This window comes from Albimonas marina, from assembly GCF_029223255.1.
Taxonomy (GTDB): Bacteria; Pseudomonadota; Alphaproteobacteria; order Rhodobacterales; family Rhodobacteraceae; genus Albimonas.
The window spans coordinates 355,262-380,257 of sequence record NZ_JARHUC010000002.1 but is presented as its reverse complement, the minus strand read 5'-3'; the positions used below and the strand labels follow the sequence as shown (position 1 = coordinate 380,257).

The 24,996-nt window shown below is 72.1% G+C and carries 20 protein-coding genes; 8 read left to right on the top strand and 12 right to left on the bottom strand.

Annotation, left to right across the window (positions count from 1 at the left end; genetic code table 11):
* Positions 1 to 56: 56 nt before the first annotated feature.
* Positions 57 to 1,265 (bottom strand): acetyl-CoA C-acetyltransferase, encoded by a 1,209-nt coding sequence (locus P2H44_RS05455; RefSeq protein ID WP_275762435.1) that lies wholly within the window; start codon positions 1,263 to 1,265, stop codon positions 57 to 59.
* 212 nt (positions 1,266 to 1,477) lie between these two features.
* Between P2H44_RS05455 and P2H44_RS05450 the strand changes: the two genes are divergently transcribed.
* Positions 1,478 to 2,665: a TIGR03862 family flavoprotein gene (locus P2H44_RS05450; RefSeq protein ID WP_275762434.1), complete on the top strand. Its 1,188-nt coding sequence runs from the start codon at positions 1,478 to 1,480 to the stop codon at positions 2,663 to 2,665.
* 7 nt (positions 2,666 to 2,672) lie between these two features.
* On the opposite strand, the gene P2H44_RS05445 is transcribed toward P2H44_RS05450, so the two are convergent.
* The 4 genes from P2H44_RS05445 to cobS form a co-directional block, all read right to left on the bottom strand.
* Positions 2,673 to 3,275, bottom strand: a complete 603-nt coding sequence (locus P2H44_RS05445) for a hypothetical protein (RefSeq protein ID WP_275762433.1) — start codon at positions 3,273 to 3,275, stop codon at positions 2,673 to 2,675.
* A gap of 254 nt (positions 3,276 to 3,529) precedes the next feature.
* Positions 3,530 to 5,416, bottom strand: a complete 1,887-nt coding sequence (cobT, locus tag P2H44_RS05440; protein ID WP_275762432.1) for a cobaltochelatase subunit CobT — start codon at positions 5,414 to 5,416, stop codon at positions 3,530 to 3,532.
* A 113-nt stretch (positions 5,417 to 5,529) separates the two neighbouring features.
* Positions 5,530 to 6,018 carry a hypothetical protein gene (locus P2H44_RS05435; RefSeq protein WP_275762431.1) on the bottom strand — a complete coding sequence of 163 codons (489 nt, stop codon included), beginning with the start codon at positions 6,016 to 6,018 and terminating at the stop codon, positions 5,530 to 5,532.
* Positions 6,015 to 7,004, bottom strand: a complete 990-nt coding sequence (gene cobS, locus P2H44_RS05430) for a cobaltochelatase subunit CobS (RefSeq protein WP_275762430.1) — start codon at positions 7,002 to 7,004, stop codon at positions 6,015 to 6,017. The genes P2H44_RS05435 and cobS overlap by 4 nt, the downstream gene beginning before the upstream one ends.
* 236 nt (positions 7,005 to 7,240) lie before the next feature.
* Here cobS and P2H44_RS05425 point away from each other — a divergent pair, with 236 nt between their 5' ends.
* Positions 7,241 to 7,969 carry a thermonuclease family protein gene (locus P2H44_RS05425; RefSeq protein ID WP_275762429.1) on the top strand — a complete coding sequence of 243 codons (729 nt, stop codon included), beginning with the start codon at positions 7,241 to 7,243 and terminating at the stop codon, positions 7,967 to 7,969.
* 296 nt (positions 7,970 to 8,265) lie between these two features.
* Positions 8,266 to 9,459, top strand: a complete 1,194-nt coding sequence (locus P2H44_RS05420; protein WP_275762428.1) for a trans-sulfuration enzyme family protein — start codon at positions 8,266 to 8,268, stop codon at positions 9,457 to 9,459.
* Between the two features lie 343 nt (positions 9,460 to 9,802).
* Here the strand turns inward: P2H44_RS05420 and P2H44_RS05415 are convergent, their stop codons facing one another.
* Positions 9,803 to 10,477 (bottom strand): J domain-containing protein, encoded by a 675-nt coding sequence (locus tag P2H44_RS05415; RefSeq protein ID WP_275762427.1) that lies wholly within the window; start codon positions 10,475 to 10,477, stop codon positions 9,803 to 9,805.
* A gap of 87 nt (positions 10,478 to 10,564) precedes the next feature.
* On the opposite strand from P2H44_RS05415, the gene P2H44_RS05410 reads away from it, so the two are divergent.
* Together P2H44_RS05410 and P2H44_RS05405 are read left to right on the top strand one after the other, a co-directional pair.
* Entirely contained in the window at positions 10,565 to 10,879 is a 315-nt protein-coding gene (locus tag P2H44_RS05410) for a BolA family protein (protein ID WP_462976261.1), read from the top strand.
* Positions 10,876 to 11,058 carry a hypothetical protein gene (locus P2H44_RS05405; RefSeq protein WP_275762426.1) on the top strand — a complete coding sequence of 61 codons (183 nt, stop codon included), beginning with the start codon at positions 10,876 to 10,878 and terminating at the stop codon, positions 11,056 to 11,058. Before P2H44_RS05410 ends, P2H44_RS05405 begins: the two co-directional genes overlap by 4 nt.
* 127 nt (positions 11,059 to 11,185) lie before the next feature.
* On the opposite strand, the gene P2H44_RS05400 is transcribed toward P2H44_RS05405, so the two are convergent.
* Positions 11,186 to 11,662, bottom strand: coding sequence for a hypothetical protein (locus P2H44_RS05400; protein ID WP_275762424.1), 477 nt, complete (start codon positions 11,660 to 11,662; stop codon positions 11,186 to 11,188).
* Between the two features lie 223 nt (positions 11,663 to 11,885).
* Entirely contained in the window at positions 11,886 to 13,403 is a 1,518-nt protein-coding gene (gatB, locus tag P2H44_RS05395) for an Asp-tRNA(Asn)/Glu-tRNA(Gln) amidotransferase subunit GatB (protein WP_275762422.1), read from the bottom strand.
* A gap of 475 nt (positions 13,404 to 13,878) precedes the next feature.
* Here gatB and P2H44_RS05390 point away from each other — a divergent pair, with 475 nt between their 5' ends.
* Positions 13,879 to 14,670 (top strand): amino acid ABC transporter substrate-binding protein, encoded by a 792-nt coding sequence (locus P2H44_RS05390; RefSeq protein ID WP_275762421.1) that lies wholly within the window; start codon positions 13,879 to 13,881, stop codon positions 14,668 to 14,670.
* 465 nt (positions 14,671 to 15,135) lie between these two features.
* On the opposite strand, the gene glgC is transcribed toward P2H44_RS05390, so the two are convergent.
* The 4 genes from glgC to P2H44_RS05370 all read right to left on the bottom strand — a co-directional run bounded on the left by glgC (position 15,136) and on the right by P2H44_RS05370 (position 22,258).
* Positions 15,136 to 16,446 carry a glucose-1-phosphate adenylyltransferase gene (glgC, locus tag P2H44_RS05385; RefSeq protein ID WP_275762420.1) on the bottom strand — a complete coding sequence of 437 codons (1,311 nt, stop codon included), beginning with the start codon at positions 16,444 to 16,446 and terminating at the stop codon, positions 15,136 to 15,138.
* Between the two features lie 130 nt (positions 16,447 to 16,576).
* Complete coding sequence (gene gghA / locus P2H44_RS05380; RefSeq protein ID WP_275762419.1) at positions 16,577 to 18,943, bottom strand: glucosylglycerol hydrolase; 2,367 nt, start codon at positions 18,941 to 18,943, stop codon at positions 16,577 to 16,579.
* A gap of 77 nt (positions 18,944 to 19,020) precedes the next feature.
* Positions 19,021 to 21,243 (bottom strand): 1,4-alpha-glucan branching protein GlgB, encoded by a 2,223-nt coding sequence (gene glgB, locus P2H44_RS05375; RefSeq protein ID WP_462976260.1) that lies wholly within the window; start codon positions 21,241 to 21,243, stop codon positions 19,021 to 19,023.
* Positions 21,244 to 21,361: 118 nt separating this feature from the next.
* Positions 21,362 to 22,258 (bottom strand): UTP--glucose-1-phosphate uridylyltransferase, encoded by an 897-nt coding sequence (locus P2H44_RS05370; RefSeq protein ID WP_275762417.1) that lies wholly within the window; start codon positions 22,256 to 22,258, stop codon positions 21,362 to 21,364.
* A gap of 681 nt (positions 22,259 to 22,939) precedes the next feature.
* Here P2H44_RS05370 and P2H44_RS05365 point away from each other — a divergent pair.
* Both P2H44_RS05365 and P2H44_RS05360 read left to right on the top strand, forming a co-directional pair.
* Positions 22,940 to 24,088, top strand: coding sequence for an NAD(P)H-dependent glycerol-3-phosphate dehydrogenase (locus P2H44_RS05365; protein WP_275762416.1), 1,149 nt, complete (start codon positions 22,940 to 22,942; stop codon positions 24,086 to 24,088).
* A 68-nt stretch (positions 24,089 to 24,156) separates the two neighbouring features.
* The gene (locus P2H44_RS05360) at positions 24,157 to 24,981 is read left to right on the top strand and encodes an HAD family hydrolase (RefSeq protein WP_275762885.1); all 825 of its coding nucleotides are present in this window, start codon (positions 24,157 to 24,159) and stop codon (positions 24,979 to 24,981) included.
* Positions 24,982 to 24,996: the final 15 nt, after the last annotated feature.

The window sequence follows — 24,996 nt, the reverse complement described above, 5'->3', positions numbered from 1 at the left end:
GGGCGCGCCCGCGGGGGCGGAAGGGCGGGGGGGATCGCCTCCCCCCGCCGCGGGCCTCAGGCGGCCTTGAACAGGGCCGCGAGGCCCTGGCCGCCGCCGATGCACATGGTCTCGATCGCGGTCTTCGCGCCCGAGCGCTTCATCTGGTTGAGCATCGTCGCCAGGATCCGGCCGCCGGTCGCGCCCACCGGATGGCCCAGCGAGATGCCGGAGCCCAGTGGGTTCATCCGCTCGAAATCCGACTTCTGGAAGCCCCACTCCCGCGTGCAGGCGAGCGCCTGGGCGGCGAAGGCCTCGTTGAGCTCGATGAGGTCGATGTCCTTCATCTCCATCTCGGCGCGGGTCAGCAGCTTGGCCACCGCCGGCACCGGGCCGATGCCCATGCGGTTGGGGGCCACGCCCGCCACCGCCCAGCCGCTGAGCGTCGCGAGCGGGGTCAGACCGTACTTCGCCACCATCGCGGCCGAGGCCACGATCGCGGCCGAGGCGCCGTCGTTCTGGCCCGAGGCGTTGCCCGCGGTCACCGTCGCGTCGGGGTCCTGGCGGCCCATGATCGGGCGCAGCTTCGACAGTTTTTCGAGGTTCGCGTCGGGGCGGGGATGCTCGTCCGTGTCGACCGTGACCTCGCCCTTGCGGGTCTTGTAGGTGACGGGGACGATCTCCTCGCGGAACAGGCCGCCCTGCTGGGCGGAGACGGCGCGGGCGTGGGATTCGACCGCGAACTCGTCCTGCTCCTCGCGCGGGATGGCGTAGTCCTTGCGCAGGTTCTCGGCCGTCTCGATCATGCCGCCGGGCACGGGGAAGTTCTTGCCGCCGGCGGTGACGCGGCCGCGGGTCAGGCTGTCGTGCAGCATGATGCCCTGGCCCTTGGCGCCGTAGCGGCCCTCATGGGTGAAGAACGAGGCGTTGGACATCGACTCGGCCCCGCCCACGATCACCAGGTCCGAGCCGCCCGAGGCGACCTGCAGGCAGCCGTAGATGATCGCCTGCAGGCCCGAGCCGCAGCGGCGGTCGAGCTGGAGGCCGCCCGCGGTCTCGGGCAGGCCCGCGTCGAGGCCGACGACGCGGCCCAGCGCGGGCGCCTCCATCGACGGGTAGCACTGGGCGAAGAGGACGTCGTCCACGTCCTCGGGCGCGATCTCGGTGCGCTCCATCAGCGCTTTGACCACGGCGGCGCCCAGCTCGTGCGCGGGGACGTCGCGGAGCGAGCCGCCGAAGCCGCCGACCGGCGTGCGCAGAGGGGAGCAGATATAGGCGTCGGTCACGGTGTTCCTCCTGTCGTGCGGCCGGTAGGGCCGTTCGCGGGGGACCATAGCGCCGACGCGCGGCCAAGCCCATCGCCCCGTGCGGAACCGACCGGCGGATGCGACCGCCGGCCTCTGGTCCCGGGGGCCGGAGGCGCGCGGCGCCCTTGCTCTCGCGCCCCGGGCGCGCCATTCGAGGGGCGCTCCCGCCGCCAGACCCAGCCGAGGCCGCCATGACCCAAGCCCCCGCCCTGATCGTCGGCGCCGGCCCCGCCGGGCTGATGGCGGCCGAGGCGCTGTCGTCGCGCGGTCACGCGGTCGCGCTGGCCGAGGCGATGCCCTCGCCCGCGCGCAAGTTCCTGATGGCGGGCCGCTCGGGCCTGAACATCACCCGCGACGAGCCGACGGCGCCCTTCCTCGACGCCTATGCCGAGGCGCGAGGCTGGCTCGCCCCGATGATCGAGGCCTTCGGCCCGGCCGAGGTGCGCGCCTGGGTGGAGGGGCTGGGGCAGGAGACCTTCGCGGGCTCCACGGCCCGGGTGTTCCCGAAGGCGATGAAGGCCTCGCCCCTGCTGCGCGCGTGGCTGGCGCGGCTGGAGGGGCGGGGCGCGGTGCTGCATCGCCGCTGGCGCTGGACCGGGTGGGAGGGCGAGGCGCTGCGCTTCGAGACGCCCGACGGCCCGCGGCTGGAGACGCCCGCCGTCGCGGTGCTGGCGATGGGCGGGGCGAGCTGGGCGCGGCTCGGCTCCGACGGCGCCTGGGCGCAGGCGCTGGCGGCGCGGGGCGTGCCGCTCGCGCCCTTCCGCCCGGCGAACGCGGGGCTGCGGGTGGACTGGTCGCCGGCCATGGCGCCGCGCTTCGGGGCGCCGGTGAAGGCGGCGGCGCTTCAGGCCGGGCCGCTGCGCAGCCGGGGCGAGTTCGCGATCTCGGCCCGGGGGCTCGAGGGGGGCGGGATCTACGCCGTCTCGGCCGCGGTGCGCGAGGGGGCGGCGCTGACGCTCGACCTGCTGCCGGACCTGGAGCTTGGCGAGGTCGCCGCCCGGCTCTCCCGCGCGCGCAAGGGGGAGAGCCTGGCGAACCGGTTGCGCAAGGCGCTGCGCCTCGACCCCGCGCGCCGGGCGCTGGCGATGGAGTTCGCGCGCCCCGCGCCCGCCGAGCCCGCGGCGCTGGCGGCGCTGCTGAAGGCGCTGCCGGTGCGCCACGCCGGCCTGCGCCCGATGGACGAGGCGATCTCGACCGCCGGCGGCGTGCCGCGCGCGGCGCTGGACGAGGGGCTGATGCTGAGGGCGATTCCCGGCGTCTTCTGCGCGGGCGAGATGCTGGACTGGGAGGCGCCGACGGGCGGCTGGCTGCTGACCGCGTGCCTCGCCACCGGCCGCCACGCGGGCCTGGCGGCGGCGCGGCGGCTGGAGGGGGGCTGAGGGTGGCTCAGCCCCGCGCGGCGCGTCGCCGGCGAGCGACGAGGCCCAGCAGACCCAGCGCGCCGGCCAGAAGGGGCGCCGCCGCGGGCAGCGGCACCACGGTCGAGGACGCGGCCGGGCCGGAGCCGGACATGATGATGTTAGGCGGCGACTCGGCCGGGACCCAGACCGTCGCGCCCAGCGTGTCGCTCGTGCCCCAGGCGTCGAGCATCGACTGGTCGGTCGGCGGCGTGAAATCGGCGACGTTGTTGTCGAAGCTCAGCAGGCCCTGGCCGCCGCCGAGGTTGAACAGGTCGAGATCGAAGCTGAAGTCGATGTCGCCGAGCGCCCGCGCATTGCCGGCCAGCGCCTGCACCACCCCGCCCACGATCGCCACGTCCTCGACGATGACGAAGGTGGGATTGCCGTAGAGTTCGAACTGCAGGCTGGTCAGGTCGGCCGTGGTCACCGTCCCGGAGGTCAGGTCCGTCGTCCAGGAGATCACCAGCCGGTCCGCGGGAAGGTCGGATCCCGGGCCTGGGACGAGGGTGGTGAAATAGGCCTGGGCGGGCAGGGCGGAGAGCGCGGCGAGCGCCAGGGCCGCCGCCGGGATGAGAACGCGCTTGAGCATGACGCCGCTCCGAAGCAGGGGCCGCGCGGGGCGCGGACGCAGGTGCACTAAGCGCGGCCGACCTCGGCCCCGCGTGACGGAAGCGTCGTTCAGAAGCGTGAACGCCGTCGCCGCGCGAATGGTCGCGCCTCGAGGCCCGATCGGGGTACGGACGCCGCCGCCATGCGCGGGGCCTCCTGCGCCGCGGCCGAAACGACCGCGCCCCGGAGCGGGACTCCGGGGCGCGCATCGCGGGCGGGGGCGTCGGCCGGGGGTCAGGCCACCCGGCGCATCTTGCCCCGGCGCGCGGCCTTGCCGAGCGCCATCGGGTCGGTGTCGAACAGCGCCGCCAGCTGCTCGGTCATCGCGCCGGCGAGCTGGTCGACGTCGGTGATCGTCACCGCGCGGTTGTAGTAGCGGGTCACGTCGTGGCCGATGCCGATGGCCAGAAGCTCGACCTGCTTCTTGCGCTCGATCATCGCGATCACGTCGCGCAGGTGCTTCTCGAGGTAGTTCGAGGCGTTGACCGACAGGGTCGAGTCGTCCACCGGCGCGCCGTCGGAGATCACCATCAGGATGCGGCGCTGCTCGGGTCGCTTCTCCAGCCGGCGATGCGCCCATTCCAGCGCCTCGCCGTCGATGTTCTCCTTCAGGAGCCCCTCCTTCATCATCAGCCCGAGGTTGTCGCGCACGCGCCGCCAGGGCGCGTCGGCGGGCTTGTAGATGATGTGGCGCAGGTCGTTGAGGCGACCCGGCGCCTGCGGACGGCCGGCCTGGAGCCACTGCTCCCGGCTCTGCCCGCCCTTCCAGGCGCGGGTGGTGAAGCCCAGCACCTCGACCTTCACCGCGCAACGCTCCAGCGTGCGGGCGAGGATGTCGGCGCAGATCGCGGCGATCGAGATCGGCCGGCCGCGCATCGAGCCGGAGTTGTCGATCAGCAGCGTCACCACGGTGTCGCGGAACTTGGCGTCCTTCTCGACCTTGAAGCTCAGCGGCGTGGTCGGGTTGGCGACCACGCGCGCGAGGCGGGCGGCGTCGAGCACGCCCTCCTCCTTGTCGAAGTCCCAGGACCGGTTCTGCTGCGCCTGCAGCCGGCGCTGAAGCTTGTTCGCCAAGCGCGAGACGGCGCCCTTCAGCGGTTCCAGCTGCTGGTCGAGATAGGCGCGCAGCCTTTCCAATTCCTCGGGCTCGGCGAGGTCGGTGGCGGCCACCTCCTCGTCGTTGGCCGAGGAGAACACCTTGTAGAGCGGGTCGGCCTCGGAGGCCGACGGCGGGCGCGGGGGGCTGTCGGGCGGATCGCCCTCGTCCTCGGCGGCCTCCTCGGTCAGGTCGGCGTCGTCGTTCTCGTCGAGCTGCGCCTGGGCGGCGGTGCTGTCCGGGGCCTCGGAGGACTGGTCGTCGGGGGCGTAGTCCTGCTGGTCGTCGCCTTCCTCGTCGCCGCCCTCGTCGGTGTCGGGCTCGGCCTCCTCGCCCTCCTCCTGGTTGTCCTCGTCCTGCTCGTCGGGCTCGTCGGGGTCCTCGCCCAGCTGCTCGCCATAGCCGAGCTGGTCGATCACCTGGCGGGCGAGCTTCGCGAAGGCGGCCTGGTCCTCGAGGTTCTCGGTGGCCGCCGCCATGCTCTCGGCCGACTGCTGCTCGAGGAAGCCGCGCCACAGGCCCAGCACGTTCTCGGCGCCGGCGGGCAGGGGGCGGCCGGTGGCCATCTGGCGCAGCATGTAGCCCGCGGCCTCGGCCAGCGGCGCCTTGGCGGCGTCGGTGATCTCGGCGTAGCCCATCTTGCGCGCCGTCTCGGCCATGCGCGCGTCGAGGTTCTGGGCGACGCCGGGCATCGCCTTGGCGCCGATCGCCTCGCAGCGCGCGGTCTCCATCGCCTCGAAGAGCGCGCGGGCCATGTCGCCCTGGGGCAGGTAGCGGTTGTGCAGCGCGTCGTCGTGGAAGCGCATGCGCAGGGCGTAGGCGTCGCCGGCCCCGCGGGCGGCGATGACCTCCTCCTTCGACATGCGGCGCGAGACCTGGGGCAGGCGCAGGCTGTCGTTGGACATGCCCGGCGGGTCGACCGAGAAGGTCACCTGCAGGTCGCGGTCGTTGGCCATGGCGCGGGTCGCCTCGGCCACCGCCTTCTTGAAGGGATCCGCGGGATTGTCCCGGTCGTTGGCGGCCATGTCTTACGGCTCCCCGTCTGGTTCTCGTGGCGGCCTCGCGGCGGCGTCCCTCGGGGGGGCGGCGCGAGGCCCTGGTTCGTGTCGCGGCCGCGGGGCCGCTCGGTCCGTTCGCGTCAGTCGGTCTCGCCGACGCGGCCGCTTTCCTGGGCGATCTGCACGCAGACGTCGTAGTCGCGGGTCAGCAGCGTGTTGAAATCGCCCTGGCCGAGGAACTCGCCCGTCGCGTTGTTGGCGTTGTAGCGCGCGTTCGCCTGGGTCGCGATCGGGCCCAGCTCGCGCGGCTCGCGCCCGTCCATCATCGCCCGCTCGCTCTCGGCCGTGCCCATCAGGCGGGCGAAGAAGGTGGCGATGGCGACGGTGACCTCGCGCTGCGCGTCGGGCTGGCCCTGGGTGGCCTGCACGACCAGCTGGCTGACCACGGCGCAGCGGGTGACGATCTCGAACGCCTCGTCGTCGTTGGCGGGCGTCCAGGCCTCCAGCGTGCGCGTGAAGGGCTCGGCCGCGGCCAGGGCGGGGCCGGCGGCGAGCGTCGCCACGATCCCGGCCGCCGCGACGCGCGCCGCGACGCGGACCGGGTTCGCGGCGCCGCCCAGCCGTCTCACCCCAGCGCCACGCTGGCCGCGCTCTCGGGCAGTTCCTTGCCGAAGCAGCGCTGGTAGAACTCGGCGACCGTCTGGCGCTCGAGCTCGTCGCACTTGTTGAGGAACGTCACCCGGAAGGCGAAGCCGATGTCGCCCGCGAAGATGCGCGCGTTCTCGGCCCAGGCCAGCACCGTGCGCGGCGACATGACGGTCGAGAGATCGCCGTTCATGAAGGCCGAGCGGGTCAGGTCCGCCACCGTGACCATCCGCGAGATGGTCGTGCGGCCCTCGGGCGTGTCGTAGTCCTTGTTCTTCGCCAGGACGATGCCGCACTCGGCGTCGTGGGGCAGGTAGTTCAGGGTCACCACCAGCGACCAGCGGTCCATCTGGCCCTGGTTGATCTGCTGGGTGCCATGGTAGAGGCCGGTCGTGTCGCCCAGGCCCACCGTGTTCGCCGTCGCGAAGAGGCGGAAGTAGGGGTGGGGGTGGATGACCTCGTTCTGGTCGAGCAGCGTCAGCTTGCCGTCGACCTCCAGCACGCGCTGGATCACGAACATCACGTCCGGGCGGCCGGCGTCGTACTCGTCGAAGACGATGGCGACGGGGTTCTTCAGCGCCCAGGGCAGGATGCCCTCATGGAATTCGGTGACCTGCTTGCCGTCGCGGATCTTGATCGCGTCCTTGCCGATCAGGTCGATGCGGGAGATGTGGCTGTCGAGGTTCACGCGCACGCAGGGCCAGTTCAGGCGCGAGGCGACCTGCTCGATGTGAGTCGACTTGCCGGTGCCGTGGTAGCCCTGGATCATCACGCGGCGGTTGAAGCTGAACCCGGCCAGGATCGCCATCGTGGTGTCGCGATCGAACTGGTAGGTCGGGTCCAGCGTCGGCACGCGGTCCGTGGCCTGGGCGAAGCCCTTGACCTTCATGTCGGAATCGATGCCGAAGGCCTCGCGCACCGAGATATCCAGGGTGGGGGTCATCGTATCGAGGGTTGCGCCGTCGGCCATGTATCGCTCGCTTTCCGCCGGTCCGGGTCCGGTCTGTCCATGCGCTTGTTTCGTGCAGCATATGATCTGCAGGCGCAAGGGCGCCAGCGGCGAGGCGCCGCGTCGCGATACGCGCCGCGCGGCGCCGCGGCGCAGGGCGGGGAACCTGCCGCCGGCAGGCGGGCGGCCGGGGGAGGCGCCGGCCGGATCGATGCGTTAAGAGATCCTAAGATTTCGTTAACGCACCCCGAGGCCCCATGCCCCCGATCCTCCGCGCCGTCGTCCTGCCGCTGCTCGCGCTCCTCGCCGCCGCCGCGCCGTCCCCCTCCGGGGCCGGCGAGGCCGGGCGCATCGAGGGGCCTGCCCGGGTGGTGGACGGCGACACGCTGGTGATCGGGGACGAACGCATCCGCCTGCTGGAGATCGACGCGCCCGAGGCCGCGCAGGCCTGCCGCGACGCGCAGGGCGCGCTCTACCCCTGCGGGGAGGTCTCGACGCAGGCGCTCGAGGCGCTGGTCGGCGGCGCTCCGGTCGCCTGCGCCTGGGACGAGATCGACGTCTACAAGCGCCCGCTGGCGCGCTGCTCGGCGCGGGGGCGGGACCTGGGCCGGGCGATGGTGGCCGCGGGCCAGGCGGTGATCTACCGCGGGCGCCCGGAGCTCTACGGCGACGCCGAGGCGCAGGCCAAGGCCGCTAAGCTGGGCATGTGGTCGGGTCCGTTCGACACGCCCTGGGACTGGCGGCGCAACGGCCCCTCGGCCGCGACGGCGAAGACCGGGGCCGCCCTCGACGCGGCGCTGGCGGCCGAGAAGGGCCCCGCCCCCGGCTGCGAGATCAAGGGCAACATCTCCGGCTCCGGGCGCATCTACCACATGCCCGGCCAGGCCGATTACGCGCGCACCCGCATCTCGGAAGAGAAGGGCGAGCGCTGGTTCTGCTCCGAAGCCGACGCGCGCGCCGCCGGCTGGCGCCGGGCGAAACGCTGAGCCCCGTCGCGGAGCGCCTGTTCTCCGGAGCCGTCCGTCGCTGATGCCGATAAGAGCGACTCGCGGGGAGGGGTCCAGGATCGCGCAGCGACCCCGCGCAAGCGGGGCTTGTCCTTGACCCCTCCCCGCGAGTCGCTCAGGCATCTTCAGCGACGGACGGCTCCGGAGAACAGGCGCGGGCCCTGTTCTTTGGTGAGCTCCCGAAGCGTCCCTTCCCAAGTCCCCCGCTTCCCGTCCCTCCCCGCCTCCGCTATCCATTCGCCTACCCCTAGATCGACCCCTGCGTGGAGCGCGCGATGACCGACCAGCCCCCCTCCGACCCCGCCCGCCGCGTCGCGCCGCCCGCGTCCGTCTCCCGGCCCGTGGCGAGCCCGATCTGGCCCTCGGTGGTCTGGCGGGCGGAGGATGCGGACGCGCTCGACGACCAGTACGAGGGGCGGACCCGGGGCTACGCCTACGCCCGCGAGTCCCATCCCAACGCCGAGATGCTGGCCGCGGCCATCGATGCGCTCGAGGGGGCGCCGGCCTCGGGCGGCGGCGGGCTGATGTTCGGCTCGGGAATGGGCGCGGTCTCGGCGGTGCTGCTGGGGCTGCTGAAGTCCGGCGACCGGGTGATCGCCTCGAACCAGCTCTACGGCCGCACCCTGCGCCTGATGACCCAGGACCTGCCGCGCTTCGGGATCTCGGTCGACTTCATCGACCCCACCGACGCCGCCGCCTGGGCGCAGGCCGCGAAGACGCCCGCGGCGATGGTCTTCGCCGAGGTCGTCTCGAACCCCACCCTGCGTATCGCCGACATGGACGCGGCGCGCGCGGCGGCGCGGGAATGCGGGGCGCTGCTGGTGGTCGACAACACCTTCACCACCCCCCGCGGCTGGCGGCCGTTCGAACATGGCGCCGACGTGGTTCTGCACTCGGTCACCAAGCTGCTGTCGGGGCATTCGGACGCCACCCTGGGCTGGGTCGCGGCGCGCGAGGCCGCGGTGCGCGAACAGCTCTTCGCCGCCCAGGGCTCGATCGGCGCGACGGCGAGCCCCTTCGACTGCTGGCTGGCCGAGCGGGGGCTGTTGAGCTTCGCGCTCCGCTACGACCGGGCGGAGGCGAACGCGGCCGCGCTCGCCGACCACCTGGCGGGGCTGCCGGGGGTCGAGGCGGCGATCTACCCGGGCCGGCCGGATCACCCCGACCACAACCGGGCGGGCGACCTGCTGCAGGGGCGCTTCGGGACCATGGTGGCCTTCCGCCTCGCCGGCGGGCGCAAGGTGGCGAACGCCTTCATCCGCGCGGCCGAGACGCTGCCCTTCGCGCCCTCGCTGGGCGACGTGCAGACCCTGCTGAGCCACCCGCCCTCCTCCTCCCACCGCGCGCTGAGCGAGGAGGGGCGCAACGCGCTGGGGATCACCCAGGGGTTCATCCGCGTCTCGGTCGGGATCGAGGACGTGGAGACGCTGAAGGCGGAGTTCTCGAGGGCGGTCGCGGCGGCGGTCTGAAGCGGGGGGGCGCCCGGGGGGCGAGGGGGGGCCTTCGAGGCGGGGCTCGTCGGCTGGCCGCTGCGCGGGGGCGCTTGCGCGCCCGGTAGGTCGCTTCGGGAGCTCACCAAAGAACAGGGCCGCGCCTGTCCTTCGGATCCGTCCGTCGCTGTTGATGCCTGAGCGAGTCGCCCGCCGGGGTCAAGGACAAGCCCCCTTTCGGGGGTCGCTTCGCGATCCTGGACCCCGGCGGGCGACTCGCTCTTCACGGCATCAGCGACGGACGGCTCCGAAGAACAGGCGCTTCGCGCGGGCCTGCGGGCGTCGCGCCGGGGCGCTTGGAGGCGGGCGGGGAGCGGCGCGGTCAGGCGGGGAAGTTGCGGCTGGTCTTGATCTGCTCCCAGGCCCAGATGACCTTCGAGAGGCGGTCCTCGGCGTCGCGGCGGCCGCCGTTCATGTCGGGGTGCAGGTCCTTGACCAGAGACTTGTAGCGGGTGCGGATCGCGTCGCGCCCGGCCTCGTCCTCGACGCCCAGGATCTCCAGCGCGCGGCGTTCGTTCGCGGGCAGCAGGCGGCGGCGCGGGCGGACGGGGGCGTCCGGCTGCGCCTTGCCGGGGTTGATCGTGGCGTTCTCGCCCAGCACCTGGAACGGGTCGTTGTAGCCGAAGCGCCGCCAGGCCTGGCCCTCGGCATGGCCGTTGGCCGAGACATGGGGCTTGCCGTCCTTGCCGATCCGCCAGGTCGGGCGGTCCCAGACCGTGGCGTGGCGCAGGTAGTCCTCGACCTCCTCCTCCGAGCGGTCGCGGAAGTAGTTCCAGGCGCGGTTGTACTCGCGCACATGCTCCAGGCAGAACCAGTGGAAGTTTTCCAGGTCGTCCGGCGCGCGGGGGGCGCGGTAGAGGCCGGCCTCCTCGCAACCTTCGCATTCGCACTGGCGTTCGCCCCCCTCGAACGCGCCGGTATGCCCGCGGCGGCGGGCGCGGCGCGCCTTGTCGGCGGACACGGAGACGTCGTAGTCGAGGAACGAGCGGCGCGGCACGCGGGTCTTTCCTTTGGCTTGCGGGTCGACTCGGGACCCGACAGTCTAGCCCGCGCACGCCCCAGGAACAGCCGGAGGATCGCGACGATGCGCGGGAACGACGCAGGAGCGGAAGCGGAGGCCGGGGCCGAGGGCCCCTGGGCGCGCCGCATGCGGGAGAAGCTGGTCGCCGAGTTCAACCCCAGCGAGCTGGCGATCGTGGACGAATCCGAAAGCCATCGTGGACACGGCGGGTATCGCGACGGGGGCGAGACCCATTTCCGCGTCCATGTGAGGTCCGCCGCCTTCGACGGCAAGAGCCGGGTGCAACGTCAACGCCTGGTGATGACCCTCCTCAAGCCGGAGATGGAGGCGCGCGTCCACGCCCTGTCGCTGTCGCTGGCCGGGGAGGCGGACGGATGAGCCGGCTGGCGGCGCTGCTGGCGCTCGCGGCCCTGTCGGGCTGCGCGGTGGCCAGCGTGGCGGGCACGGTCGTCTCGACCACCGTCTCGGTCGCGGGCACCGCGGTCTCGACCACCGCGGACGTGGTGGGCGCGGGCGTCAGCGCGGTGGTCGGCGGGGACGACGACGACGACGATTGAGCCGGCGTCCGGGCGGCGGAGGCGCCGGCGGAGGGCGGACAGGCGACGGGGCCGGCGACATCTCGCCGGCCCCGTGTCGTTCGAGCGCGACGGGCGACGATCCGCGGAGCCGCCGACGCCGGTCGGCTCAGCGGTCGGCGGGGCCGAGGCGGGGGGCGTCGCCGGTGGGATCGCGCATCTCGGGCTCGAGGCGCATCAGCGCCGCGTCCGGATCGGCGACCGGCGCCTGGGCGTGGGTCTGGGCCTGGGGCTGAGGATGGGCCTGCGGCTGCGCGGGCGGCGGGCGCTGGAAGGCGGGGGAGGGCTCGTCGAAGCCCGGGTCGGACCAGTCGCGGGCGGCGCCGGGGGCCGCGACGGGGCGCACCTGCTCGCGCATCCGGCGGAACACCAGCACCGCGTGGAACACCGTCTCCCGCCGGGAGAGCCAGCCGCGCTTCTCCTCGCAGGGCAGGTTCTCGGCGCGCAGGAACTCCCAGCCGTCCACCGCCTCGTCGGCCAGCGCCTCCTCGAGGGTGCGGGCGAAGCTGTCGGGGCCCTTGGCCACGCCGCGATAGCGGCCCGCGCGGCGAGGGGCGGCGACGGTCTTGTACTCGTATGCGCTCATGCGGCTGGATTCCCGGTTGCAGTTCGGCGGGGACGGTAGCTCGACCGCGGGCGGTTTCCAACAGGAGCGCGCCTGACGCAGCGTCGATGCGGCCCCGCAGGCGCCCCGCGCGGCGTCGCGAGGCAATGTCGGGCGGGGCAAGGCCCTTCGAGGCAAGCCCTGCGGGGCAGGGGCGGGCGGGGCAGGGCGGGCGCGCCCGCTCCCCCTGCGCCCGGCGTCGCGCTCAGATCCCGAGCTTGGCCTTGACGATCTCGTTCACCGCCTTGGGGTTGGCCTTGCCGCCGGTGGCCTTCATCACCTGGCCCACGAACCAGCCGGCCAGCGAGGGCTTCTCCTTCGCCTGGGCGACCTTGTCGGGATTGGCGGCGATCACCTCGTCCACCGCCGCCTCGATCGCGCCCGTGTCGGAGACCTGCTTCATTCCCTTGCGCTCGACGAGCTCGGCGGGGTCGGCGCCCTTCTCCTCGGACCACAGCAGGTCGAGCACGTCCTTGCCGCCCTTGCCCGAGACCACGTCCTTCGCGACCAGGTCGATCACGCCGCCCAGCTGCGCGGCCGAAACCGGGCTGTCGGCGACGGCGAGGCCTTCCTTGTTGAGGCGGCCGAACAGCTCGTTGATCACCCAGTTGGCGGCGGTCTTTCCGTCGCGCCCCTCGGCCACCGCCTCGAAGAAGGCGGCGTTCTCATGCTCGGCGGTCAGGACCGAGGCGTCGTACTCGGTCATCCCGTAGGCTTCTACGAAGCGCTTCTTCTTGGCGTCGGGCAGCTCGGGCAGGCTGTCGCGCACGCGCTGCACGTAGGCCTCGTCGAACTCCAGCGGCAGCAGGTCGGGGTCGGGGAAGTAGCGGTAGTCGTGCGCCTCCTCCTTGGAGCGCATCGAGCGGGTCTCGCCCTTCGCCGGGTCGTAAAGGCGCGTCTCCTGCTCCACCACGCCGCCGTCCTCGAGGATCGCGATCTGGCGGCGCGCCTCGTAGTCGATGGCCTGCTGGATGAAGCGCATTGAGTTCATGTTCTTGATCTCGCAGCGCGTGCCCAGCACCGAGAAGTCGCCCGTCTCGCGGAACCGCTCGTAGTCGCCGGGCTTGCAGACCGAGACGTTGACGTCCGCGCGCAGCGAGCCTTCCTGCATGTTGCCGTCGCAGGCGCCGAGGTAGCGCAGGATCTGGCGCAGCTTGCGCACGTATTCCGCCGCCTCCTCGGGGCCGCGGATGTCGGGGCGCGAGACGATCTCCATCAGCGGCACGCCGGTGCGGTTGAAGTCGATGAAGCTCAGCGACGGGTCCATGTCGTGGATCGACTTGCCGGCGTCCTGCTCGAGGTGGATGCGCTCGATCCGCACGCGGCGCGCGACGCCGGGCTCGATGTCCACCAGCACCTCGCCCTCGCCCACGATCGGGTGCTTGAACTGGGAGATCTGATAGCCCTGCGGCGAGTCCGGGTAGAAGTAGTTCTTGCGGTCGAAGACCGAGCGCAGGTTGATCTGCGCGTTCAGGCCGAGGCCCGCGCGCACCGCCTGCTCGACGCAGAAGTCGTTGATCACGGGCAGCATGCCGGGCATCGCCGCGTCGATCAGCGAGACGTTGGTGTTGGGCTCGGCGCCGAAGGCGGTCGAGGCGCCGGAGAAGAGCTTGGAGTTCGAGGTGACCTGGGCGTGCACCTCCATGCCGATCACGATCTCCCAGTCGCCCTGGGCGCCGTGAAGGACCTTCGCCTGCGGTTCGCGGTAGTCGAGCGCTTCCATGCTTCGTCGGGGCCTCTTTCGGGGGCCGGCGCGCGGAGGGCGCGCGCGGGCGGGGCGCGGGGGGATCCGCGCCCGGGGCGCGGGCGCGGCGGATCTCTCGTGCGGGGGATAGCGCGCCGGGCGCGGGATTTCCAGACGCCGCCTGAGCCTTGCGGGCGGCGGCCGGAGCCGCCGCCGCGCCTGCATCGGTCCGGGCGGCGATCCGGGGCGCGATCGAGGCTTCGGCGGTGGCGCTCTCGCCGGCCCTCGCGCCGCGCCCGGCGGGCCGCTTGCCTCGTCTGCGCCCCTACGCAAGAGTGAGCGCCGGATTGATCGGGGGCGAAACGTGTCGGGACCAGGGGCGAGCATCGGGGCTGCGGGGAGCGGACGGGCGAACGCCCGGGCGGAGACCCGCCGGAGGGGCCGGGGCCGGGGGATCCGCGCAGGCCTCGCGGCGCTGCTGCTCCTCGCGGGCGGGGCGCTGGGGCTGGCTCCGATGCCGGCCGGCGCGGACGCGCTCGACGAGGCGCAGGCGCGCGGGACCCTGCGCATGGGCTACCGGCTCGACGCGCCGCCCTTCTCCTACGCCGACGACGCGGGCGCGCCCGCGGGGCTCGCGGTGCTGCTCTGCGCCGCCGCGGCGCCGGGCATCGTCGAGGCCGCGGGCGGGGGCGTCGCGGTGCAATGGGTGCCCGTCACCGCCTCGACCCGCTTCGCCGCGCTCGACGAAGGACGCATCGACCTGTTGTGCGGGCCCACCACCCAGACCCTCAAGCGGCGCGCGACGATGGATTTCTCGATCCCCTATTACGTCGACGGCGCCGGCATCGTGTTCCGCAAGGGCGGCCCCGAGGCGCTGGAGCGGCTGACCGACGAGCCCGTCGGCGTGCTCGCCGGCACCACCACCGAGGCGCTGGCTCGCCGGGTGCTGGCCGAGCACGCGCCGAAGGCGGAGCTGGTGCTGTTCCAGAGCCATGTCGAGGGGCTGGAGGCCCTCCAGCGCGGGGACGTCGAGGCGTACCTCGGCGACCAGTCGATCCTGCTCTACCAGCTGGGCCGGATGCGCCCCACCGTGCAGCCGGTGATCGCGCGCCGCACCCTCTCGCGCGAGCCCTACGCGCTGGCGATGCGGCGCGGCGAGAGCCGGCTGCGGCTGGCGGTGGACCGGGAGCTGAGCCGGATCTACGAGAGCGGCGAGATATACGAGCTGATCCACGAGGCGCTGGGACGCGTGCAGATCAGCCCGGAGATCGAGGCGATCTACGACGTGGTGGCGATCCCCGACTGAGCGCGGGGCGGGGAGGCGGGGACGGAGGCGCCCTGCGGGCGGGCTTGGGCCCTTGGGATCTGGAGCGCCTGGAAGGGCGGGCGTGGTTGCCTCCGGCGGGCTCCTGACTCACCCAAGAACAGGGCCGCGCCTGTTCTTCAGATCCGTCTCTCGCTTGCGATGCCTGAGCGAGTCGGGGGGAGGGGTCAAGGACAAGCCCCGCTTGCGCGGGGTCGCTTCGCGATCCCTGACCCCTCCCCCCGACTCGCTCTTGTCGGCATCCGCGAGAGACGGCTCCGAAGAACAGGCGCTTCGCGACCCGTGCGGGCGTCGCGCCGGGGCGTGCGGTCTGCGGGCGGGGAGACGGGGGTCACGGGCGCGGCGGCGGGGGTGCGCCGCGGGCGGAGGGGCGGCCGCAGGCGCGGCGGGGGACGCGGCGCCTGCGGCGACGGGGGCGGGAGGGGCGAGAGGGGCGCGGGCGCGCGGTCAGGAGACCACGCCGGCGAGCTCGCCGCCCAGCGCCTCGGCGCGGCGGCGGAGCATGTCGGCGGTGATCAGCGTCACGCCGCCCTCCGAGACGCGGAACCAGCGCGCGTCCTCGGCCCGGTCCTCGCCCACCACCAGGCCGCGCGGGATCTCGACGCCCGAGTCGATCACCACGTCGCGCAGCCGCGCGTAGCGGTTCACCGTCACGTAGGGCAGGGCGACCACGCCCGAGAGCTCGGAATAGGAATGCGCCCGCACGCCCGTGAACAGCAGGCTCTCGCGCACCTGGCTGCCCGAGACGATGCACCCGCCCGAGACCAGCGAATTGAAGGCCGAGCCGCGCCGCCCGTCCGTCTCGTGCACGAACTTCGCCGGCGGCGTCAGCTCCGAATAGGTCCAGATCGGCCAGTCGTTCGACCAGATGTCCAGCGAGGGCTCGAACTGGGTGAGGTCGATGTTGGCCTGGTGGAAGGCGTCCACCGTGCCCACGTCGCGCCAGTAGGGCTCGGTCTCGTCGCCGGTCATCACGCAGCTGTCGGAGAAGCTGTGCGCATGCGCCCCGCCCGAGGCCACCAGCGCCGGGATCACGTCCTTGCCGAAGTCGTGCTCGGACTTCGGGTCGGCCGCGTCGGCCTGCAGCATCTCGATCAGCTTCGCGGTCTCGAAGACGTAGATGCCCATCGAGGCGAGGCAGCGGCCCGGGCGGCCGGGGATCTCGGGCGGGTCGGCGGGCTTCTCGAGGAACTCGGTGATCTTGCCGCCCGCGCCCACCGCCATCACCCCGAAGGCCGAGGCCTCGGCCTTCGAGACCTCGATGCAGCCCACTGTCACGTCCGCGCCGCTCTCGACGTGCTGGGCGATCATCCGGCTGTAGTCCATCTTGTAGACGTGGTCGCCGGCCAGGATCACCATGTACTTGGGCTCGTAGCCCTCGATGATGTCGACGTTCTGGAACACCGCGTCGGCGGTGCCGAGATACCAGTTGCGCTCGTCCACCCGCTGGGAGGCGGGCAGGATGTCGAGCCCCTCGCCGCGGCCCGCGTTGAAGAACGACCAGCCCCGCTGCAGGTGGCGGATCAGCGAGTGGGCCTTGTACTGGGTGGCCACGCCGATCCGGCGGATGCCGGAGTTGACCGCGTTCGACAGCGCGAAGTCGATGATCCGCGCCTTGCCGCCGAAATAGACCGCCGGCTTCGCGCGCCGGTCGGTCAGCTCCCGCAGGCGGGAGCCGCGGCCCCCGGCGAGGACGAAGGCCATCGACTGTCGGGCGAGGCCGCCGGTATCGGATGGGCCCTTTTGCGTGCCGTTCATGCGGTCCTCCCATTCCATCGCAGGATCCGGCGCGGATCCTGGACGATCGCCCGCGCCGGCGCCTTGATCCTGCGCCGTCCGCGGATGTCCTGCCGCGCGCCGCCGGCGCGGGGCGCAGCGCTCGCCAGCCTCAGCCGGGACGGCGGGTGAACACAACCCCCATCGAGTCGCGCAGCGTGATCGGACCGCCCGTGTAGTCGGGCCCGATCGAGGGCGTGCGCAGCGCCAGCTCCCACCCCTCCTGGGTCCAGGCCTGGTGGTCGAGGGTGAGGGGATCGAAATCCTTGGTCTCGCCCCCCTCCATATGCACCACCATGAACACCTGCTCCCCGTCCGGGCCGTGGCGGAAGGAGGTGAACAGCACCGTCCCGTCCACCGGCTGCGCGTAGGAGAAGCTGTCGCGCGGGCCGAAGTTGTTGCGCAGCCAGGGCCGGTCGCGGCGGAACTCGCGCAGGCTCAGACCGAAGGCCGTCTGCGCCTCCGACAGCCGGTCGAGGTAGCCCGCGACGTTGCAGTAGTCGTGCATGTCGTCCATCCAGGCCCGGGCGATGGTCTTCAGCCCCGCGGGCGTGAAGGGCGTGGGCCCGTTCAGCGGCGGATCGACCCCGTTGAGCAGGTTCGAGATCACGTCGAGGTCGTAGTCCGTCACCTCGACCAGCGCCGGCAGCACCTTGAGGTAGCGGTCGAGATCCTCGCGCGTCTCGAACCCCAGCGCCTTCAGCCGCGCGAAGGAGGAGGGCATCGAGAAGGCGTAGTCGTCGACCTGCCAGTCGAAGCTGATCGCCTCCTCGGCCATGATCTTCACGCCGTACTTGTCGTCCTGGTTGCGGATGAAGCCCCACGACGCGCGCGCCACCGCGTTGAGGAAATCCATCGGCACGCCCGGGAAGGCCGCATAGGTCAGCATCGAGATCGCGGGGTTGTCGTAGGCGTGGTCGAGGATGTCCATCCGCGTGTCGCCCAGCCGCGTATTCACGTTGAGCTTGGGGTTCACCTGGGTGCCCCGGCGCAGCGTGTCGTGGTTGGCGCAGCCCGAGATCCAGTTCGAGCCGCCCTCGACGATCTCGCGGATGCGCCACCACTTCGACAGCCAGAACGTGTAGAGGAACGGCGTGTTGTGGGCGAAGGTCAGCGGGCCCCACTGGAACACGTCGTCGTCGCGCTGCTTCTCGATCACCGCCTTGTAGGTGGACGACAGCTCCCAGTCCTCCTGCGGCCAGGGGCGGCCGTCCTCGAAGACGAACCAGGGGCGGTACTTCGCGCCGGCGACCTCCTGGACGACGTCCGCCATCTCCTGGAGGTAGTCGTCGTCGTGGCGCATCACCTCCTCGTCGGAGTCCCACCACTTGAAGTCCTGCGCGCCGTCCACGCGGATGCCGTCGGCGCCGAAGTCGCCCTTGCGGCGCTGCATCTCCAGCAGCATCGCGCGCACGTTCCAGTTCCGGTAGTTGACGTTCTGGCCGTACATGTTGGGCCCGGCGAACCAGTGGCGGTTCAGAAGCTCGAGCCCCTGGTTGTCGGAGTGGCCGTAGACCACGTCGAAGATCAGCTTCTTGGGCTTGCCGGGGAAGTTGTGGAGCGCGGCGGCCACGTCCACCAGCTCGTCCGGGCGCCCGGTCTCAAGGATGGCGGGGTTCACCGCGGCCATGCCGGCCAGCACGTTGTCGTAGCCCCAGTTGGTGGTGTCGGGACGGCGCAGGTCGACCGTCACCACGTCGCCGTAGTCGGCGTCGTCATGCCAGAAGGCGGGGCCGGCCTCGTAGACCGTGGTGGGCTCGACGGGCAGCAGCTGCACGGCGTCGTAGCCCAGGAACAGCCGGTCCGCGGGCTCCAGCGCGCCGCCGTGGCGCACGCGGTCGGCGATATGCTCGATCTGGCGCGCGAGGCTCGCCAGCGTGCGACCGACCGTAGCGGTGGAGGTGTGGATCTGCAGGATGTTGACCGGCGGGCCCAGCTTGGTCGGCGCGCCGCCTTCGCCGGGCTCGAACGCCTTGAAATAGTCGGCGTCGGCGCGGGCGGCCTGCATGGCGGCGACGTCGTAGAGCTCGGCCGGCGCGAAGACGCCGAAGGGGACCGAGATCGCCATCGGGTCGAAGATCCGCCGCCAGTAGCCGTCCGGGTCGCGGTAGGCGAGGCAGTAGAAGTCGCCGATCCGCTCCCGCGTGCCGGCGCGCATGCCGCGCACCGCGCAGTAGACCCAGGCGTCGTGGCGCATCACCGGCACGCGGGTGCGCCGGAAGCGGGCGTTCTGGCGCGAGACGGTCAGGCTGACCTGCGGGTCGGGCTGGAGCACCTCGAGGAAGACGTCGCCGTCGGGGATCCGCATCTCGAGCAGTTCGGGCGCCCAGAAGCCGAACTCGGCGATCTCGTCCCTGACGCAGGCGCCCATCCGTCTCGCGGTCTGCCTCGCGGCCTCGTAGTTGGAGGCGGCCGAGGCGTGGACCACGCGGCAGTGGTCGGCGAGCGCCTCGGTGGCGGCGTCGTCGCGAAGGATCATCCGGGAGGGTCTCCTTTCGGGTGGAACCGGGGGGGCGGGCGGGGCGCTTTCGCGCCCTCGGCCCAGGCGTGCGCGGGTCAGGCGAGCTCGAAGATCAGGCCGCTCAGGGGCGGCAGGGACAGCTTGAGCGAGTGGTCGAAGCCGTGCGCCGGGGCGGCGTCGGCCGGGACCGTGCCCGAGGGGCCTCTGCCAGCGCCGCCATAGACTTGCGCGTCGGAGTTCACACGGCAGATCCAGTCGCCCGCGGCCGGGACGCCGATCCGCCAGTCCGAATGCTCCGCACCGGAGAAGTTGTAGACGCACAGCACCGGCTTGCCCCCCTCCGACAGGCGCAGCCAGGCATAGACCGACTGCGCCTCGGCCGAGCCGTCGACCCAGCGGAAGCCGTCCTCGCGGCAGTCGCCTTCATGCAGCGCCGGAGCGTCGCGGTACAAGTGATTGAGATCGCGAACGAGTTTCCGCAAGCCGTCATGGCGCGGATTGGCCAGCAGGTCCCAGTCGACCGAGGTCTCGTGGTTCCACTCGGTCGCCTGGCCGAACTCCTGCCCCATGAACAGGAGCTTCTTGCCGGGGTGTCCGAACATGAAGGCGTAATAGGCTCTGAGGTTTGCGAATTTCTCCCACATGTCGCCGGGCATCTTGGCCAGCATCGAGCCCTTGCCGTGCACCACCTCGTCGTGGCTGATCGGCAGCACGAAGTTCTCCGAGAAGGCGTAGTGCAGGCCGAAGCTGATCTCGCCGTGGTGGTGGCGGCGGTGGATGGGATCGCGCTCGATGTACTGGAGCGTGTCGTGCATCCAGCCCATGTTCCACTTGAAGCCGAAGCCGAGGCCGCCTGCGTCGGCGGGCTTCGAGACGCCGGGCCAGGCGGTCGATTCCTCGGCGATGGTCATGATCGAGGGGTCGTCGCCGTAGACCTCGGTGTTCACCCGGCGCAGGAACTCGACCGACTCCCAGTTCTCGCGGCCGCCGTCCTGGTTAGGGATCCACTCCCCCGGCTTGCGCGAGTAGTCGCGGTAGAGCATCGAGGCGACCGCATCCACGCGCAGCCCGTCCACGTGATGCTCGGTCAGCCAGTAGCGGCCGTTGGCGGCGAGGAAGTTGGCCACCTCGCGCCGGCCGAGGTTGTAGATCAGCGTGTTCCAGTCGGGGTGGTAGCCCTGGCGCGGGTCCGCATGCTCGTAGAGGTGGGTGCCGTCGAACTGGGCGAGGCCGTGCGCGTCCGAGGGGAAATGCGCGGGCACCCAGTCGAGGATCAGGCCCAGGCCCGCGGCATGGCAGGCCTCGACGAACTCGCGGAACTCGTGCGGACCGCCGAGGCGCGAGGTCGGGGCGTAGAGCCCGACGGGCTGGTAGCCCCAGGAGCCGTCGAACGGATGCTCGGTGATCGGCAGCGCCTCGATATGGGTGAAGCCCATGTCGGCGACGTAGGGGACCAGCTCCTGCGCCAGGTCGCGCCAGGTCAGCCACTCCCAGCCGTTCTTCTTCTTCCACGAGGGCAGGTGCGCCTCGTAGATCGAGATCGGCGCGTCGACCGACTGGCGCTTCGCCCGGCTCTCCATCCAGGCGCCGTCGGACCATCTGTGGCCGCGCAGGTCGCGCACCACCGAGCAGTTGTCGGGGCGCATCTCGGCGCCGAAGCCGACGGGGTCGGACTTGGGGGGCAGAAGCTCCCAGTTCGGGCCCAGCAGCTCGTACTTGTAGCGCGCGCCGTCGCCGACGCCGGGCACGAAGATCTCCCACACGCCGGTCGAGCCGCGCGGGCGCAGGACGTGCTTGCGCCCGTCCCAGTCGTTGAAGTCGCCGATGACCGAGACGCGCCGGGCCGAGGGGGCCCAGACCGCGAAGGAGGTCCCGTCGACGCCCTCATGGGTCGTCACGTGGGCGCCGAGCACGTCCCACAGGCGCCCATGGGTGCCCTCTGCGAACAGGTGCTCGTCCATCTCGCCCAGCAGGGGGGCGAAGCGGTAGGCGTCCTTCACCTCCCAGTCGGTCTCGCCGCGCCAGGCGCGGAAGTTCCAGGCGTCGGGGCGGTCGTCGAGCAGGGCGGCGAAGACGTCGGAGCCCTGCGGGGCGAGCTCGGCGATGGTCTCGCCGGTCAGGGTGATGACCTCGACGCGCTCGGCGCCGGGGATGAAGGTGGCGATGCGCCAGGCGCCGTCCTGCGGATGGGCGCCGAGCACGTCGAACAGGGAGGATTGGCGGCCCTGAGCGATGCGCTCGGCCAACTCCGTCGGAATCAGCGGGCCGGCCCCGGTTTCGATCCGGTGCGGGCGATAGGTCACGACGTTCTCTTCCATTGCTGGGCGCGGCGGGGCCGCGAAGGGTGTCGAAAGCGTACCTCGCGAAAGAGTAGGGCGCCGCGGGCCGGGGGACCACCCGTCCCCCGGCCCGCGGCGCCCTGATTTCGCGTCGAATTCACTCGGCGGCGATGCGATCCGGCTCCTCGGTGACGAGGCCGTGGGCCGCGAGCACGTCGCGGAACTCGGGGTGCGAGGCGGCAAGGTGCAGCTTGGCGGCCAGCATCCCGGCCTTCGAGCCGCAGTCGAAGCGCTTGCCCGAGAACTCGAACCCCGCGAGGCCCACACGCTTCAGACCGGTGGCGATCGAGTCGGTGAGCTGGATCTCCCCGCCCGCGCCGGGCTCCTGGCTCGCCAGGTCCTCGAAGATCGAGCTGTCGAGCACGTAGCGGCCCACGACCGCGAGGCGCGAGGGCGCGTCCTCGGGGGCGGGCTTCTCGACCATGCCGCGGGCGCGGGTGAAGCGGCCCTTGCGCTCGAGCGGGTCGAGCACGCCGTAGGACTTGGTCTCGGCCTGGGCGACCTCCATGGCGGCGACCAGGTGGCCGCCGGTCTCGGCATGGGCCTCGACCATCTCCTTCAGGCAGCCGGGCTCGCCCAGGATCAGGTCGTCGGGCAGGACCACGGCGAAGGCCTCTTCCTTCACGTGGTCGCGGGCCATCAGCACCGCGTGGCCCAGGCCCAGCGGCTCGGGCTGCATGACGAATTCGATCTCCTCGTGCTCGCTCTCGGCCATCTCGCGCAGCATCTCGGCGAGGTCGTCCTTGCCGCGGGCGCACAGCGTCTCATGCAGGTCGTGGTCGTGGCGCACGTAGTCCTCGATCGCGCCCTTGGTGGGGTGCGAGACGAAGACCATCCTGGTGAAGCCGGCGGCGCGCGCCTCGTCCATCGCGAACTGGATCAGCGGCTTGTCGATGACCGGCAGCAGCTCCTTCGGGGTCGCCTTGGTGGCGGGCAGGAAGCGGGTTCCAAGACCGGCCACGGGAAAAACGACGGTGCGGATGCGCGAGGTCATCGCAGGCTCCTTGTCTGTCGGGGTGTCTGTCGGGGGGCGTGCTGGGGAACGACGATGGGTCGGCGCGCCGAGCAGGGGATCGGCGCCTGCTTTCGAGGCAGCGAGGCTGCGCCCGGGGCGGCGAATGCATTCGATGCGTGCGATCTGTTCACTCGTGCGCTCATGCTCATCAAGGTTTAGCGAAAGTCTCCCGTTTTCAAGGCATTCTTGTTGCGGCGCAGCGCATTTCTCCGCCGCGCCCCTGCGGCCGGGGGCGGCGCGGCCCCGATTTTCGGCTGATCGCCCAACTGGATGCGCGTTCCGCAAGTGATGCGACGGGATGTCCAGAACTCCCTTCGCGCCAGCGCGGATAAATGGGGCAGAAACATGGCATCCGGCGTGCGAGCACTTCGCGGGCCTCGCGAACTGCAAGTATTCGAACTCATCTCTTCTGCACCGTCGCGATTCGCTGCGGCGCCGAAAGGCGCGGTTGAACGCGGGGCTCCCGTGCTCTATTCTTTTTCGGGACATGCCGCGCTGCCGCAACATCGTCGATCGCATCCGCCGCCGCCCCAGGGCGGTCGGATCCGTCGCGAACCGAAGCGCGCAGGCGCGGGACACGGCCGGAAAACCGCCTATCTCCCCAGACATGGCGACGCGAAGACCGCCGGCCGGCCCGTCCGACCGATTCGAGGTGATATCATGAGCGCATTCGACATCGGCGCGTCCGACGACCGCGCCCCCGTTCCAGCCCCCTTCCGCCGCATCGCCGTGGTCGGCGCCGGCTCCTGGGGCACGGCCCTGGCGGTTATCGCCGCCAAGGCGGGCCGCGGCGTGACCCTGTGGTCGCGGCGCGAGGATCACGCCCGCGCCCTGCGCGAGGACGGCCGCAACGCCCGCTACCTGCCCAACGTCAGCCTGCCGGATTCGATCCGCATCACCTCCGACCTCGCCAAGGCCGTGGACGACGCGGAGGCGATCCTGATGGTCGTCCCGTCCTCGGCGGTGCGCGAGACGGCGAAGAAGCTGAGCGAGCTGATCGACCCCTCGATCCCCGTGATCCTGGCGGCCAAGGGGATCGAGCCCGGCTCGGGCCTGCTGATGTCCGACGTCGCGGCCGAGGAGCTGAAGGGCAACCCGATGGGCGCGCTCTCGGGCCCCAACTTCGCCGAGGAGGCCGCGCTCGGCCATCCCACGGCCTGCACCATCGCCTCGGACTGCGGGGAGCTGTTCGACACCGCCCCCGCCCAGACCGTCGCCGCGCGCATGGCGGTGGCGATGGGGACCGAGAGCTTCCGCCCCTACATCTCCGACGACCTTCCGGGCGTCGAGGTCGGGGGCGCGCTGAAGAACGTCATCGCCATCGCCTGCGGCATCGCCACCGGCGCGGGCTTCGGCGCCAACACCCGCGCGGCCCTGATCACCCGCGGCCTCGACGAGATGAAGCGCCTGGCGGAGCCCCTGGGCGGCCGGCGCGAGACGGTCACCGGCCTCGCCGGCGTGGGCGACCTGACGCTGACCTGCTCGTCCGAGGCCTCGCGCAACATGAGCTTCGGCCTCCAGCTCGGGAAGGGCATCCCGCGGGAGGAGACGTTCGACGGCAAGCCGGTGGTGGTCGAGGGCGACCGCAACGCCCTGTCGGTCACCGACCTTGCGCGCAAGCACGGCGTCCACCTGCCGATCTGCGAGGCGGTGCGCGGCATCCTGCATGAGGGGCACGCCGTCTCCGACGCCTTCGCGATGCTCTGGGGCCGGCCCATCGAGGGCGAGCCCCGCGCGCTGGTCGAGCTGGAGATCGGCCACCCCCACGCCCGCCGCGCCCGGTGGCATTTCGAGGAGATCCTGTCGTGAGCGGCGAGAACCTGGCGAAGAAGAGCGACAGCCCCCTGGTGGACCCGGCGCTGCCGGAAGTGAAGTCCCTGCACCCGCCCGAGGGCACCCCCTCGGCCGAGCATCGCGACTTCGCCTCGCGCCGCTTCGTGCTGGCGACCGACCTGGACGGGACCTTCCTGGGCGGGTCCGAGGCGGACCGGCGCAGGCTCTACGAATGGATCGACGCGAACCGCGACGAGGTGGGGCTGATCTTCGTCACCGGCCGCGACCCCGAGTTCCTGGAGGAGCTGTGCCGCGGCCCGGTGCCCTGGCCCGACTACGTGGTCGGCGACGTCGGCACCACCATCGCGCGCATGGAGTTTCCCGACGACGAGCCGGGGCAGGGCCGCGTGAAGCCCATCGAGGCGCTGGAGGAGCAGATCGCCGCGATCTGGGACGACGCCGGCCCGAAGGTGCGCGCGGCGCTGGACGGCCACCCCGGCCTGACGCTGCAGCCGACGCCGTTCCGCTACCGCGTCTCCTACGACTACGACCCCGAGAGCTTCGATCCCTCGGCCATCGACATCGTCAAGGAGATCGGCCACGACCCGCTGATCTCGGCCGACATCTTCTTCGACGTGCTGCCGCGCGGCGTCTCGAAAGGGCCGTCGCTGCTGCGGCTGCTCGCCTTCCTGGGCGTGCCCGAGCACAAGACGCTGGCCGCGGGCGACACGCTCAACGATCTCTCGATGCTCGACATGGACGTGCCGGCGGTGGCGGTGGGCAATTCCGAGCCCGGCCTGACCCGGCGCCTGCGCGACCGCGACACGCTGCATCGCGCGCAGGCCCATGGCGCGGGCGGCATCCTCGAGGCGATCGCGGCGCTGGGGCTGCACCCCTCGCCGCCCGAGCCCGAACGACGCGGCGGCTGAGCGCCCCGACCCGAC